Origin of the sequence: Streptomyces macrolidinus, from assembly GCF_023887685.1 — a bacterium.
Classification (GTDB): domain Bacteria; phylum Actinomycetota; class Actinomycetes; order Streptomycetales; family Streptomycetaceae; genus Streptomyces; species Streptomyces macrolidinus.
In genome coordinates this window covers 389,962-404,017 of record NZ_JAMWMR010000001.1, presented here as the reverse complement: position 1 = coordinate 404,017, position 14,056 = coordinate 389,962, and the positions used below count along the sequence as shown (strand labels likewise).

The window sequence follows — 14,056 nt, the reverse complement described above, 5'->3', positions numbered from 1 at the left end:
GCTCACGCTCCCTGGGTCGCGGCTTCGCGGGCACGGGCGAGGGCGTCGAGTTCCCCGAGCACGTCGAGCGTCAACGCACAGGCCGTGCCGGGCTTCTCGTCCACGAGTCTGCGCGCGCGGCTCAACTTGATCTCGATACTCCTGAGTTCCATGCCGCGCCTGCCCTCGGCGGACGGCGCGGGCTCCATCTGCTCGTTGCCGAGGATGTGCGCGGACTCACTGAGCAACGCCCGTGCGACCTCGGCCAGTTCGGCACTGCGGATCGGCGGCTGCCGGTACATCTCATGGACCTGGACCATCACCTCGGTGACACGCTCGGTGATGCTCCAGGAGATCGGGCTCTCCAGGGTGGGCGACTCGGGGTAGGCCGCGTGGACGTTGTCCCACAGCCCGATTCCTTCTCCGTCACGGATACGGCGCCGCCACATATGGCCGAAGATGTCCTCGGCGAGCCTGAGCAGCCGGTCGTGCGCGGTGAGGTTGCGGGAGAGCGTGCCCAACTGGATGGTCCGCTTGAGCAGTTGGGCGGAGAAGTCGTTCATGATCCACTGCATGGGCGGCCCGATGCGCTCACTGCCCTGCAGCGGCAGCCTGATGCCGGGGTTGTGCAGCCGGACCATGGGGTCGTCGCGCATCAGACGGCTGGTGATACGGCCGCGTTCGGCGAGGCGCTCCATGACGCTGACCGTGCGGGTCAGGTCGTCGTCGGTGGCGCGGCGGCGCATCAGGTCGTGGACGAGGATGGCGGCGATGGAGAGGGAGAAGTACTCGGACTCCAGCTTCTGGCCCGTGGTGCGCCAGGGGATGTCCTCCAGGGGCCAGCGGTCGGAGTCGAAGCGGGCGATGCCCGACCAGTACTGCTGGGTGATCTCCCAGCGCAGCCGCAACGCCTCGGCGAGCCGCTGCTGTTCGGGGGTCAGCAGGCCGAGGGTGAGCGTGCGGTCGGAGAACAGGTCCTGGATACCGTCGAGGGCGACCACGGTGAAGTAGAGGTACGGCACCGGGTTGGCGACCCCGTCGGGCTGCCCGATCTGTTCCTCGATCTCCACCTCGGGGGCGTCCTTCACCAGGCTCCAGGCCCAGCCGCACTCGAAGAGCTGGTTCTCGTCCTTGAGGCCCTCCTCGACATCGACACCGAGGGACATGCTCTCGACGATGGCGGCGCGCAGCGCCCGGAAGCGGCGCTGGAAGTTGTGCACGACATGCCGGGGTGACAGCCGTCCCTGGCCGAGGAGTTCACACAGCGTGCTGCCCTGGGAGGAGTCGACGTCGAAGACGTTGACCGTGAACGAGCGCAGCAGGCAGACCATGGCGGCGGTCAGGCGCCTGCTGGTGGCGGCGCGCAGTTCCTGGATCGTCTCCAGGATGTCGCTGCGGCGGGTCTTGGTCTCGTAGACCTTGAGGAAGCCGAGGATGGCCAGGCAGAGCGTGATCGACAACGAGTACGACTCGACGACGCCGACCTGACGCTGTTGCTCGCTGAGGTCGTGGCCGTCGTCCGCGGAGACGAAGTAGTAACCACCCGCGAACGTCGGCGACTTGTTCTCGGCGGTGTGCGCGCGCATGAACTGGGCGGCGGCCGTGACGAGGTTCGCCGGGATGTCCAGCCGCCCGCCCGCCTTCTTGAGCACCTTCTGGACGTCGTCCTGTGTGGTGTCCGGGTCGTCCAGGCGGAAGGCCGGGATCTCGGTGGCCGGGTAGAGCAGGCACAGCAGGCGTTCGGCGTCGGCGACGCTGCTCTGGCCACCTCGTTTACCCCAGTCCCACTCTCCGCCGTCGAACGACTGACGGGCGATCGCCTGCCAGATGTCCAGCAGATGCTGACGTGGCTTGATCTGCATCCATGCCCCTCACACAGGCCGCGCTGCCATCAATTGAGGAAGAACCCCTATGTGCCCCGCCGGGGAAGCCCTCAACCCCCCTGGATACGGAAGTTCGAATTCCGGTGGCCGTAGGCGACGATCATTCCCGAATACCCCTCGCGTACCGCGGCCGAGGCCTTGAGGCGCGTGGTCGTGAACTCGTCGGCGAAAGGGGCGAGGCTCTCGTACACCTCTGATTCTCCCACGTCGCACGCCGGGAAGAAATGCTTGCCCGCGTGATAGCCCTTCGAATGTTCCATGAACGCGGCGGCGAAGGGCGCGCCGGGCCTCAGGGCGCGCAGGAAGCACTCGACGCCCCGGGTGAACTCCTCGCGGGAGGTGGTCATCGACTCCGCGACGAAGAACATGGTCCCCATGGACCACTGCCCCTCGTGGGCCACCAGCTCGAAGAGGTTGCCCTCCTCGACGCGAACTGCCGTACGGAACTTGGCTCGTGGGTCGATGTCGAGGGCGGCGTACACCTCGTTCTTGCACAGGACGCGCCAGAACTGGTCCCAGTTGGCGTCGTAGGAGGCGACCTGACTCTTCAGATAGCGCACATTCGCGGAGGAGCGCTCGAAGAGGGTGATCTCGTCGCACCAGGGCAGCATGGCCAGCCCGGGATAGAGGTTCGCCCCGGCCCCCACGTCGATACCCGAAACCGGCCCGTCGGCACGACCAGCGAAATGACCGCCGAAATGATCGCGAAGGATCTGGAGGATCTCCGCGTCCTCTGCCTGCAAGTCGCGGTAATTGTGATCGACGTAGGCGATCGGGTCGAATGCGGACCAGCGCACATCCGCATTCAGCAGGGTGTCCCCCGGCCATCTGATGGTCATTGGCTTACGGTACCAACGCCCGCGACCCGCGGCTCCCCTCGCGCTCAGGTCAACGGGGACAGTTCGTATCGTAGGAAGCGCGCGGGAAGCACGCGGGAAGCACGCGGGGGCTCATCGCAGCGCATGGCCATTTGGGCCTGATCCCGCCTTGAATGGCTCAGATCGCCCCTCTCAAGATGGTCGTGAGGCTGCCGAACGACCCATACGGCAGTCCCCTGCGCATCATCCCCCTCGTTCACCCAAACGGGGCGGCAGGTGCGCCCTCGACTTCACCCGCAGGGGGGCGGCATGACCGTGTTTCCAGAGGAGCGTTTCCCGTCGCGAGGCGATCCGGGCGGCCCGGCGCTCTTTCGTGACCAGGCGTTCGTCGACCGGCCGCTGACGATGAGGGGCGTCACGGAGGCGGATCTGCCCGAACTGGTCCGGGTCGACCGGGAGGCGTTCCCCGAGGAGCCCTACCCCTACTTCGTACTGCGGCAGTTGTTCGACCTGCACGGCGACAGCCTGCTCGTGCTGGACGACGGGGAGCGGCTGCACGGGTACGTCCTGTTCGTCACCACCTCTGACGGCTACCGCAGTTGGATCGCCAGCCTGGGTGTCACCCGCGACCAGCGGGGGCGGGGGCTGGGGCGGCGGCTGATGCTGGAGGTGCTGCGCAGGCTGCGCGCCGAGCGGGTCCGCGAGGCCCGGCTGACGGTGGAGCCGACGAACGCCGCCGCGATCACGCTGTACCGGTCGCTGGGCTTCTCCTGTGACGAGGGCGTGCGCCCTGACTACTTCGGGCCGGGCGAGGACCGGCTCATCATGACGCTCGGCCTGTGAGGCGCATCGGCCACGCATCCGAAGTCGCCTTCGTCACGAGGGAGTTCGGGCCGCCGCGAGCAGCCGGGCGACGTCGTCCGAGCAGATCGTCAGGGCGGCGCCCACGGTCGCGAGGACATCGCGCTCGGCGAGGCTGTAGGGGCCGTCGGCGAGAGCGATGCGGGCGCCCTGGAGCAGGATCGACTCCCGGCCGGGCGGGGCGAGATGGGGGGCCAGGGGGTCCAGGGCCTCATGCAGCTCTATGGCGAGGCCCGCGCCGCCGGATTCGCACAGCACGCGGCCCGTGTCGGCGGCCAACGCCTCGACCAAGGCGTGCAGTTGGTCGCCCGTGCAGTCGTCGAAGCCCGCCGAGCGGACGGCGGTCGCGGCCGTCTCCAGCGCTGTACGGGAGCAGGTGCCGCCCGCGGCGAGGACGGCGAGGGCGACCGTGTGGACCGCGTCGCGGAGCATCGCCGAGAAGCGGGTGGTGGTGGGGTGGTCGAGGACGTCCGTGCCGTAGTGGTGGCCGCAGGCGGCGCATTCGACCACCGGGCCGGTCTCGCCGCGCGGCAGGAGCGGGACGCCCGCGAGGGTGAGGCGGCGACGCCCGGTCAGGCGCTGGTAGTTGCGGTCACCGCCGCAGCCGGGGCAGAAGAACTCGCCGTCGCCGGTGGTGGTCCACGCCGTACGCACGCCCAGGACCTGCGAAACGCGGCCTCTGCGGGCACCACGGTCGTTGCGTCCCCGTCCTGGCAGCACGTCGCACCTCCGTATCGCAGCGGCAACCTCGCCGTTGCTTGCGTGATGTTAGCCACATCGGTGAGGTGGCGTCAGCACTCCGGACGAGACCTCTCCGTGACATCGGCCGAAATGGCCGGTCCATGACGCGGCCCCGCCCGCCGGGTGAGGCGGACGGGGCCGTGAACGTGCCGGTCAGGGCGTCAGCGCGTGGCGCGGTTGACCGCGGAGACGACCGCCTTCAGCGAGGCACGTGTCGTATTCGCGTCGATGCCGATGCCCCACAGCACCTGTCCGTCGATGGCGCACTCGATGTACGAGGCGGCCTGCGCGGAGGCGCCCTCGCTCATCGTGTGCTCCTGGTAGTCCAGCAGGCGTACGTCGACGCCGATGGAGTGCAGGGCGTCGAAGAACGCCGAGATCGGGCCGTTGCCGGAGCCGGTCAGGACCGTGTCCGCGCCGTCGACCGTGGCCGCGACCGTGAGGGTGTCGACACCGTCCTTGTCGGTGGTGGTCTGCCCCTCCTTGACCTGGATACGGCCCCAGGCGTTGTCGGGGTTCGGCAGGTACTCGTCCTGGAAGACCGCCCAGATCGCCTGCGGCGTGACCTCGCCGCCCTCGGCGTCCGTCTTGCCCTGGATGATCTTCGAGAACTCGATCTGCATCCGGCGCGGCAGGTCCAGCTTGTGGTCGTTCTTCAGGACGTAGGCGACACCGCCCTTGCCGGACTGCGAGTTGACGCGGATGACCGCCTCGTAGGAGCGGCCGACGTCCTTCGGGTCGATCGGCAGATACGGCACCGCCCACTCGATCTCGTCGACCGTGCGCCCCTGGGCCTTCGCGTCGGCCTCCATGGCGTCGAAGCCCTTCTTGATGGCGTCCTGGTGGGAGCCGGAGAAGGAGGTATAGACGAGGTCCCCGATGTAGGGGTGGCGCGGGTGGACCTCCATCTGGTTGCAGTACTCCCACGTCCGGCGGATCTCGTCGATACGGGAGAAGTCGATCTGCGGGTCGACGCCCTGGGAGAAGAGGTTCATGCCCAGGGTGACCAGGTCGACGTTGCCGGTGCGCTCGCCCTGGCCGAACAGGCAGCCCTCGACCCGGTCGGCGCCGGCCAGCACGGCCATCTCGGCGGCGGCGACGGCCGTGCCGCGGTCGTTGTGCGGGTGGGCGGACAGGCAGACGTACTCACGGCGCGAGAGGTGGCGGTGCATCCACTCGAAGCGGTCCGCGTACGTGGAGGGGGCCGAACGCTCCACGGTGGCGGGCAGGTTGAGGATGATCTCGCGGTCCGGGCCGGGCTGCCAGACGTCGATGACCGCCTCACAGACCTCCAGCGCGAAGTCCAGCTCGGTGTCGGTGAAGATCTCGGGGCTGTACTGGTAGCCGAACTCGGTCTCGGCGCCCAGCAGTCTGTCCGCGTACTCCATCACCAGCCGCGTGCCGTCGACCGCGATCTGCTTGATCTCGTCCTTCGAGCCGCGGAAGACGACCCGGCGGAAGACGGGGGCGGTGGCGTTGTACAGATGGACGGTCGCGCGGCGCGCGCCCTTCAGGGACTCCACGGTCCGCTCGATCAGGTCCTCGCGGGCCTGGGTCAGTACGGAGATCGTCACGTCGTCGGGGATCGCGCCCTCGTCCTCGATGATCGAGCGCACGAACTCGAAGTCGGTCTGGCCGGAGGCCGGGAAGCCGATCTCGATCTCCTTGTAGCCCATGGCCACCAGCAGGTCGAACATCGCCCGCTTGCGCGCCGGGGACATGGGGTCGATCAGGGCCTGGTTGCCGTCGCGCAGGTCCGTGGAGAGCCAGCGGGGAGCCTTCGTGATGCGCCGGTCCGGCCAGGTGCGGTCGGGGATCTCGACCATCTCGTACGGACGGTACTTGTGGATCGGCATGGAGGTGGGCTGCTGACGGTTCGCCATGATGCGAGGGCTCCTCAGGGTGTCCGGAAGGACGGCCGACGACGCAACGCCAAGCTCCGCGGGGAGGGAGTCGGCCTCGACTACAGGCCCTCGCCGCGGCAGCTAAGAAGAAGCAGCCCGAAACGCATGATGCTCCGCATGCTAGCCGAGCCGCATCCGATGCGACGTTGCGTATCAGTATGCGGGACCGGGGTGACATCGCGGACAAATGGTGCGGAGCATCACAGTCACCCTGAGCCCCGGGTCCCCGAATCCCATCACCCTCTGGCGCAACACAGGCCCCTTTGGAGCGACTTAGCACCAATCACGATTGCAAGTAGTGACATGACCGTCACGCAATGCGATGGTGAGGTGCATGAACAGCACCGCGGGCCTCGAACCCGTCTTCTGCACCGTCGTGCCACCCCACGTACTCGACAAGCTCGCCCAGCACGAGGACAGCGCGCTCGCCACCCGCGCCCGACGCACGCTGGAGTGCGACGCCCAGGAGCGCTCCCGCCGACTGCTCGCCACGACCCGGGGCGCCCGCACCGTGGCCCGGCCCCCTGAGGCGACCGCCGGGCACCCGCACCGCACCGTCTACGACGCGGGCCACCAGCAGTCGCTGCCCGGCAAGAAGGTCCGCGCCGAGGGCTCCAAGCCCGGCAAGGACGCCTCGGTCAACCGCGCCTACACGGGCCTCGGCGCCACCTTCGACCTGTACCGGAAGGTGTACGGCCGCGACTCCATCGACGGCAGCGGACTGCCGCTGGACGCAAGCGTGCACTACGGCGAGAAGTACGACAACGCCTTCTGGAACGGCGAGCAGATGGTGTTCGGCGACGGGGACGGGGAGATCTTCCTCGACTTCACCCTCCCGGTGGACGTCATCGGCCATGAACTCACCCACGGCGTCACCCAGCACACCGCGAACCTCGCCTACTCCGGCCAGTCCGGCGCCCTCAACGAGTCGGTCTCGGATGTCTTCGGCTCGCTGATCAAGCAGCACACCCTCGGCCAGACCGCCGCCGAGGCCGACTGGCTGATCGGCGCCGGGCTGCTCGCCCCGCGCGTCCACGGCACGGCACTGCGCTCGCTGAAGGCGCCGGGCACGGCCTACGACGACGAGACGCTCGGCAAGGACCCCCAGCCCGCCACGATGGCCGACTTCGTGAAGACCACCAAGGACGAAGGCGGCGTGCACATCAACTCCGGCATCCCCAACCACGCGTTCTACCTGCTCGCGGTCGAACTCGGCGGCCACGCCTGGGAACGGGCCGGACAGATCTGGTACGACGTGCTGACCGGAGGGCAGTTGAAGGCGCAGGCCACGTTCGCGGACTTCGCGAAGCTGACGGTGGCGGCGGCCACGGCCCGCTATCACGAGGGCGAGGAGAAGGAGGCCGTCCTCAAGGCGTGGGAGGAGGTCGGGGTGCCGACCTCGTAGCCGCGGCGCCGCTCACGTACTAGACAGGTGCCATGCATATCCGGGTGAGGCGCACGGGCGGGTTCGCGGGCATCGAACGACAAGGCGAGGTGGAGACCTCACAGCGGGCCGACGCCGAGGAGTGGCACGCCCTGGCCGAGCGGGCGCTCGCCGCGGGCCGGGGCGCGCCGCCGACCGGCGTGCCCGACGGGTTCCGCTACGAGATCACCGTGGACGGCAGGACCGTGTACTGCGCGGACCCGCGGCTCACCGAGGAGCAGCGGGCGCTGATCTCACGCGTCCTGGCGGAGGGGGCCTGACGGGACCTGCCGATCGACTGCTCGACTACTCGGCTACGCGCCGGGACCCGCCCCCTGGCCGAGCCCTGACCGCACGGATCGGGCCGCCCGATCCGGGTCGTCCCCGGCGGCGACCGCGAAGTCCCGCAGCAGTCCGGCGAGTACGTCGTCGGGGCGGTAGTCGCCCAGGATGTATCCGGCGCGGGCGAGTTGGGCGAGTCCGTGCATCTGCGCGAAGAGCTGCCGTACGGCGAGACCGGCGTCGATGTCCGTGCGGAACCGCCCGGCGGCGGCGCACCGCAGGATCGCCTCGAACGGGAAGCGGATCACTCGTGCGCCCATCTGCCGGTCCTCGTCGGTGAGTTCGAACCCGGCGAGGGGGGAGCCACCGAACAGCACCGCGTACACCTCGGGCTCGGCGCGGGCGAACTCCTGGTAGACGCGGCAGAGTCCGGCGAGTTCGGACACGGGGTCGGCGTCGGGGCCGAGCGCGGGGCGGACGGCCTCGACCCGGGTCCGGAACCGGGCGAACCCCTCCCGCATGACCTCCCGTACGAGCCCCGGCATCGAGCCGAAGTGGGTGTAGACGGCCATGGTCGAGGCCCCGACGGCCTTGACGAGCCGCCGCGCGCTGAGCGCGGCCGGCCCTTCCTCGACGAGCACACGAGCGGCTTCGTCGAGCAGACGGCGGCGGATCCCGGCGGAGGCGGCCGGGTCGCGGGGAGTGGCTGAATTCCGCCTCTCCCCCGAGGCGGGCTCCGGGTGGTCAGTTGACACGGGCAGCATCATAACGCTGTTATAGGCAATAACAGCGTTATACGCAGAGATCAGCGCCAGGGTGTGCGCGGGGACGTACGCAACATGCGCGAGGACGGGGGGTCCGGATGTTCACGAAAGGGATGCGGCGGCGGCTGGTACGGCTTCCGGAGGCGGCCGGGGCCGGCTCGGGCGTCACGGAGGGGAAGACGCCCGAGCTGCGGCTCGTCGTGATCGGGGACTCGGTAGCGGCGGGCGTGGGCGCCCGTGACCACCAGGAGGCGCTGGCCGGACAGCTCGCGCAGGCACTGTCGGCGATGACCGGGCGCGCCGTCTCCTGGCGGGTGGCGGCGCGCGCCGGGGCGACCCTGTCGACGGTGCGGCGGAGGCTGCTGTCCGGGCTCACGGATCCGGCCACCCGCTGGCGGCCGGACGTGGTGCTGGTGGTGGCGGGCACCAACGACGCGCTGCGGCTGCGTGGGCCGCGCGCGTTCCGCCGGGAGGCGGAGGGGCTGGTCAGGGACGTACGGCTGCGGCTCGGCGAGGACGTGCCGGTGGTCTTCGCCGGGCTGCCCTCGCTCGACGGGCATGCCGCGCTCCCGCGCCGGGTGCGGGGACCGCTCGCCGGCTACGTACGGCTGCTGGACCGGCAGATGAGGACGGTGGCCGCGAGGGGAGTCACCGTCTTCCATCTGCCTTCCGGCGGACCGCCCGAAGCCGCGGGCGAGTGGCTGGCGGCGGACCGCTTCCATCCGTCACCCGCGGGCTACCGAGCGTGGGCACGGGTGCTGGCGGCCCGCCTGGCCACACTGACGGAGACCCTGGCCCCGGCGCCGTCGACCGGGCCCTGACGGCGCGGTCGACGGCGTGCAGACCGGCGTCGGACAGACGCTCGCGGGCAGACGGTCGGGAGGCGTTCGATGCGTCGGACAGGTGCCCGAGGAAATGCCTACAGCTCTGTCAGTACCGCGTCGTACTCTTGGAACCGCGAGGCCGCCCGCGGTTGCGCGGCCCTACGGAGGAGGAATCGCAGGCCTACAGAGCCGGCCCATGACTCAGACACCCACAGCGCACAGCCCCGCGCAGGGACAGGCCCGAGCGCATTTCACCGTCCCCGCACAGCACCCCATGGTCACCGTTCTGGGGTCCGGCGACTCTCTCCTGCGCGTGATCGAGAAGGCCTTCCCGGCGGTCGACATCCATGTCCGGGGCAACGAGATCAGCGCGGTCGGCGACGCCGGTGAAGTCGCCCTGGTCCAGCGCCTGTTCGACGAGATGATGCTGGTGCTCCGCACCGGACAGCCGATGACGGAGGACGCGGTGGAACGCTCGATCGCCATGCTCAGGGCGAGCGCGGACGGCAAGGGCCCGGAGGAGACCCCGGCCGAGGTACTCACGCAGAACATCCTGTCCTCGCGTGGCCGCACGATCCGCCCCAAGACGCTCAACCAGAAGCGGTACGTGGACGCGATCGACAAGCACACGATCGTCTTCGGCATCGGCCCGGCGGGCACCGGCAAGACCTATCTCGCCATGGCCAAGGCCGTGCAGGCCCTGCAGTCCAAGCAGGTCAACCGCATCATCCTGACCCGCCCCGCCGTCGAGGCGGGCGAACGCCTCGGCTTCCTGCCGGGCACGCTGTACGAGAAGATCGACCCGTATCTGCGCCCGCTGTACGACGCACTGCACGACATGCTCGACCCCGACTCGATCCCGCGGCTCATGGCAGCGGGGACGATCGAGGTGGCGCCGCTGGCGTATATGCGAGGCCGCGCGCAGCCGCGCTTCACGAACGTCCTGACGCCCGACGGCTGGCGCCCCATCGGCGATCTCCAGGTCGGTGACCTGGTCATCGGCTCGAACGGCGAGCCCACTCCGGTGCTGGGCGTCTATCCGCAGGGCGAGAAGGACATCTACCGTGTCACCGCCCAGGACGGCTCCTGGACCCTGTGCTGCGGCGAGCACCTGTGGACGGTCAGGACGCGCGACGACAAGCGCCGCGACAAGCCGTGGCGGGTCCTGGAGACCCAGGAGATGATCGGCAACCTCCGTGCGGCCCACGCGCGGCGATACGAGCTGCCGCTGCTCACCGCCCCGGTCTGTTTCCCGGAGCGCGAGGTCCCGATGGATCCGTATGCGCTGGGACTCCTGCTGGGCGACGGCTGCCTGACCGGTTCCACCACGCCTTCCTTCGCCACGGAGGACCCCGAGCTGGCGGTGGCCCTGGAAGAGGCGCTCCCGGGAATCGCCGTACGGCATCGTGGCGGACCCGATTACGCCCTCAACCGGATCAAGTCTCCCGGTGACGTGATCACCCTGGAGAATCCGGTCACGCGAGGCCTCCGTGAACTGGACCTGCTGCGTACCCGCTCGCACACGAAGTTCGTCCCGGACGTCTACCTGCACAACTCGGCTGACGTACGGCTCGCTGTCCTCCAGGGTCTCCTGGACTCCGACGGCGACCCGGTCACGCAGCAGGACCGCACCTGCCGGATCCAGTACGCGACGACCTCGATCCTCCTCCGGGACGACGTGATCGCTCTCGTGCAGTCACTGGGCGGCGTCGCGTACGCCCGTCGCAGGGCCGCCGAGGGCCGCGCGCCGGGCCGGGCGAACGGCCGTGAGGTCGCACACCGTCACGACGCCCACATCATCGACATCCGTCTCCCCGATGGCATCGAGCCCTTCCGCCTGGCGCGCAAGCGCGACAAGTACCACGCGGCCGGAGGCGGCGGACGTCCGATGCGGTTCATCGACAGCATCGAGCCCGCGGGCAGGGAGGAGTGCGTCTGCATCCAGGTCGCGGCCGAGGACTCCCTGTACGTCACCCAGGACTACCTGCTGACGCACAACACGCTCAACGACGCCTTCATCATCCTCGACGAAGCGCAGAACACGAGCCCGGAGCAGATGAAGATGTTCCTCACCCGGCTCGGCTTCGACTCGAAGATAGTGATCACGGGTGATGTGACCCAGGTGGACCTGCCGAGCGGTACCAAGAGCGGGCTGCGGCAGGTTCAGGAGATCCTGGAAGGCGTCGAGGACGTCCACTTCTCCCGGCTGACGTCCCATGACGTCGTACGGCACAAGCTCGTCGGCCGTATCGTCGACGCGTACGAGCAGTACGACAGCAAGTACGGCACCGAGAACGGCACGCACAAGCCCCGCGGCAAGGCCGCGCACGGGCACAAGGGGAAGTAGAACAGCACCACCATGTCGATCGACGTCAACAACGAGTCCGGCACCGAGGTCGACGAGCAGGCGATCCTCGACATCGCCCGCTACGCACTCGCGCGGATGCGCATCCACCCGCTCTCCGAGCTCTCGGTGATCGTCGTGGACGCCGACGCCATGACGCAGCTCCACGTCCAGTGGATGGACCTGCCGGGTCCCACGGATGTCATGTCCTTCCCCATGGACGAGCTGCGGCCCCCGACCAAGGACGACGCCGAGCCGCCGCAGGGGCTGCTCGGTGACATCGTGCTGTGCCCGGAGGTCGCCACGCGGCAGGGTGCCGAGGCGCCGACGCGGCACTCCATGGACGAGGAGCTGCAACTGCTCACCGTGCACGGCGTGCTGCATCTGCTCGGCTACGACCACGAGGAGCCCGACGAGAAGGCCGAGATGTTCGGCCTCCAGGCCGCCATCGTGGACGGCTGGCGTGCGGAGAAGGGGCTGACCGGCCCCTCCCCGGCACCGACCGTGTCATGAGTCCGCAGCTCGTCCTCGGCGCCGTCGCCCTGATCGTCGTCGCCTGGCTCGCCGCCTGCGCGGAGGCGGGCCTGGCGCGCGTCTCCAGCTTCCGCGCCGAGGAGGCCGTACGCGGCGGTCGGCGCGGCAGCGGCAAGCTCGCCCAGGTCGCCGCCGACCCGACGCGCTATCTCAACGTGGCGCTGCTGGTCCGGGTCGCCTGCGAGATGGCCGCCGCCGCGCTCGTCACGTTCGCCTGTCTGCGGGAGTTCGACAACACCACCGAGGCCCTCCTGGTCGCGATCGCGGTCATGGTCCTCGTGTCCTATGTCGCGGTCGGTGTCTCACCGCGCACCATCGGCCGCCAGCATCCGCTGACCACGGCGACGGCGGCGGCGTACGTCCTCGTGCCGCTGGCCCGGGTGATGGGCCCGATCCCGTCCTTCCTCATCCTCATCGGCAACGCCCTCACGCCCGGCAAGGGCTTCCGCCGCGGCCCCTTCGCCTCCGAGGCGGAGCTACGGGCGCTGGTCGACCTCGCGGAGAAGGAGTCCCTGATCGAGGCCGAGGAGCGCCGCATGGTGCACTCGGTGTTCGAGCTGGGCGACACCCTCGTGCGCGAGGTGATGGTGCCGCGGACGGACCTGGTGGTCATCGAGCGCTTCAAGACCATCCGCCAGGCGCTGAGCCTGGCGCTCAGGTCCGGCTTCTCGCGCATCCCCGTCACCGGGGAGAGCGAGGACGACATCGTCGGGATCGTGTACCTGAAGGACCTCGCCCGCAAGACGCACATCAGCCGCGACGCCGAGGCGGAGCTGGTGTCCACGGCGATGCGGCCCGCGACCTTCGTGCCCGACACCAAGAACGCGGGCGACCTGCTGCGCGAGATGCAGAAGGAGCGCAACCACGTCGCCGTCGTCATCGACGAGTACGGCGGCACGGCGGGCATCGTCACCATCGAGGACATCCTCGAGGAGATCGTCGGGGAGATCACCGACGAGTACGACCGCGAGCTGCCGCCGGTGGAGGAGCTGGGCGAGGGCCGCTACCGGGTCACGGCCCGCCTCGACATCGGCGACCTCGGCGAGCTGTACGGGCTGGAGTCCTACGACGACGAGGACGTGGAGACGGTCGGTGGCCTCCTCGCCAAGGCGCTGGGCCGGGTGCCGATCGCCGGTGCGACGTCCCTGGTCGAACTCCCGGACGGCCGGGAGCTGCAACTGACCGCGGAGGCGTCGGCCGGCCGCCGGAACAAGATCGTCACGGTGCTGGTCGAGCCGGTGGAACCGGCGCGCCCCATCGGCGATGAGGAGCGGCCGGAGTGACCCCGCAGGAGCTGCGCGCGTTCTGTCTGTCCTTCAACGCGGCCGTCGAGGACTTCCCCTTCGATCCGCGGACCTCGGTCTTCAAGGTGCGGGGCAAGCTGTTCGCGCTGACGAACCTCGACGCGCTGCCCCTGAAGGTCAACCTCAAGTGCGACCCGGACGACGCGGTCCGGCTCCGCGCCGCGTACGACGGCCTGATCGTCCCCGGCTGGCACATGAACAAGCGGCACTGGAACACCGTCACGGTGGACGGCGGCCTCCCGGACCGTGTGATCCGGGAGCTCGTCGAGGACTCCTACGACCTGGTCGTCGCCGGTCTGCCGCGAGCCGACCGCCTCCGCCTCGACCGCGCCTGACGCCTGCCCCCGAGGCCGACCGCCTTAGGGTGGCCGGACCAGAGACAGTACGAGGGGGAC

General features: G+C 69.5%; 13 protein-coding genes. 8 read left to right on the top strand and 5 right to left on the bottom strand.

All coding sequences use genetic code 11. The annotated features are described in order from the left end of the window. Positions 1–2: 2 nt before the first annotated feature. Together NGF19_RS01885 and NGF19_RS01880 are read right to left on the bottom strand one after the other, a co-directional pair. Positions 3–1,841 (bottom strand): SCO2524 family protein, encoded by a 1,839-nt coding sequence (locus NGF19_RS01885; RefSeq protein ID WP_252421647.1) that lies wholly within the window; start codon positions 1,839–1,841, stop codon positions 3–5. A 71-nt stretch (positions 1,842–1,912) separates the two neighbouring features. Continuing rightward, complete coding sequence (locus tag NGF19_RS01880) at positions 1,913–2,701, bottom strand: SCO2525 family SAM-dependent methyltransferase (protein WP_252421646.1); 789 nt, start codon at positions 2,699–2,701, stop codon at positions 1,913–1,915. 288 nt (positions 2,702–2,989) lie between these two features. Here NGF19_RS01880 and NGF19_RS01875 point away from each other — a divergent pair, with 288 nt between their 5' ends. Continuing rightward, positions 2,990–3,523, top strand: a complete 534-nt coding sequence (locus NGF19_RS01875) for a GNAT family N-acetyltransferase (protein WP_252421645.1) — start codon at positions 2,990–2,992, stop codon at positions 3,521–3,523. Positions 3,524–3,556: 33 nt separating this feature from the next. On the opposite strand, the gene NGF19_RS01870 is transcribed toward NGF19_RS01875, so the two are convergent. Together NGF19_RS01870 and leuA are read right to left on the bottom strand one after the other, a co-directional pair. Next, on the bottom strand, positions 3,557–4,261 hold the full coding sequence (locus tag NGF19_RS01870) for a tellurite resistance TerB family protein (RefSeq protein ID WP_252421644.1): 705 nt from the start codon (positions 4,259–4,261) through the stop codon (positions 3,557–3,559). 182 nt (positions 4,262–4,443) lie between these two features. Beyond that, positions 4,444–6,165: a 2-isopropylmalate synthase gene (gene leuA, locus NGF19_RS01865; RefSeq protein ID WP_252421642.1), complete on the bottom strand. Its 1,722-nt coding sequence runs from the start codon at positions 6,163–6,165 to the stop codon at positions 4,444–4,446. A gap of 355 nt (positions 6,166–6,520) precedes the next feature. On the opposite strand from leuA, the gene NGF19_RS01860 reads away from it, so the two are divergent. Both NGF19_RS01860 and NGF19_RS01855 read left to right on the top strand, forming a co-directional pair. Then, positions 6,521–7,591 (top strand): M4 family metallopeptidase, encoded by a 1,071-nt coding sequence (locus NGF19_RS01860; RefSeq protein WP_252421640.1) that lies wholly within the window; start codon positions 6,521–6,523, stop codon positions 7,589–7,591. A 32-nt stretch (positions 7,592–7,623) separates the two neighbouring features. Continuing rightward, positions 7,624–7,890, top strand: coding sequence for a protealysin inhibitor emfourin (locus NGF19_RS01855; RefSeq protein ID WP_252421638.1), 267 nt, complete (start codon positions 7,624–7,626; stop codon positions 7,888–7,890). Positions 7,891–7,923: 33 nt separating this feature from the next. On the opposite strand, the gene NGF19_RS01850 is transcribed toward NGF19_RS01855, so the two are convergent. Further along, positions 7,924–8,646, bottom strand: a complete 723-nt coding sequence (locus NGF19_RS01850; protein WP_252421636.1) for a TetR/AcrR family transcriptional regulator — start codon at positions 8,644–8,646, stop codon at positions 7,924–7,926. A gap of 107 nt (positions 8,647–8,753) precedes the next feature. On the opposite strand from NGF19_RS01850, the gene NGF19_RS01845 reads away from it, so the two are divergent. The 5 genes from NGF19_RS01845 (at position 8,754) to NGF19_RS01825 (ending at position 13,996) form a co-directional block, all read left to right on the top strand. Beyond that, on the top strand, positions 8,754–9,476 hold the full coding sequence (locus NGF19_RS01845) for an SGNH/GDSL hydrolase family protein (protein WP_252421635.1): 723 nt from the start codon (positions 8,754–8,756) through the stop codon (positions 9,474–9,476). Positions 9,477–9,675: 199 nt separating this feature from the next. Beyond that, the gene (locus tag NGF19_RS01840; protein WP_252421633.1) at positions 9,676–11,826 is read left to right on the top strand and encodes a PhoH family protein; all 2,151 of its coding nucleotides are present in this window, start codon (positions 9,676–9,678) and stop codon (positions 11,824–11,826) included. A gap of 12 nt (positions 11,827–11,838) precedes the next feature. Beyond that, a complete protein-coding gene (ybeY, locus tag NGF19_RS01835) occupies positions 11,839–12,336 on the top strand; it encodes an rRNA maturation RNase YbeY (protein ID WP_252421631.1) in 498 nt (165 codons plus the stop codon). Continuing rightward, positions 12,333–13,640 carry a hemolysin family protein gene (locus NGF19_RS01830; RefSeq protein ID WP_252421629.1) on the top strand — a complete coding sequence of 436 codons (1,308 nt, stop codon included), beginning with the start codon at positions 12,333–12,335 and terminating at the stop codon, positions 13,638–13,640. Before ybeY ends, NGF19_RS01830 begins: the two co-directional genes overlap by 4 nt. Further along, positions 13,637–13,996: an MmcQ/YjbR family DNA-binding protein gene (locus NGF19_RS01825; protein WP_252421627.1), complete on the top strand. Its 360-nt coding sequence runs from the start codon at positions 13,637–13,639 to the stop codon at positions 13,994–13,996. Before NGF19_RS01830 ends, NGF19_RS01825 begins: the two co-directional genes overlap by 4 nt. Positions 13,997–14,056 lie beyond the last annotated feature (60 nt).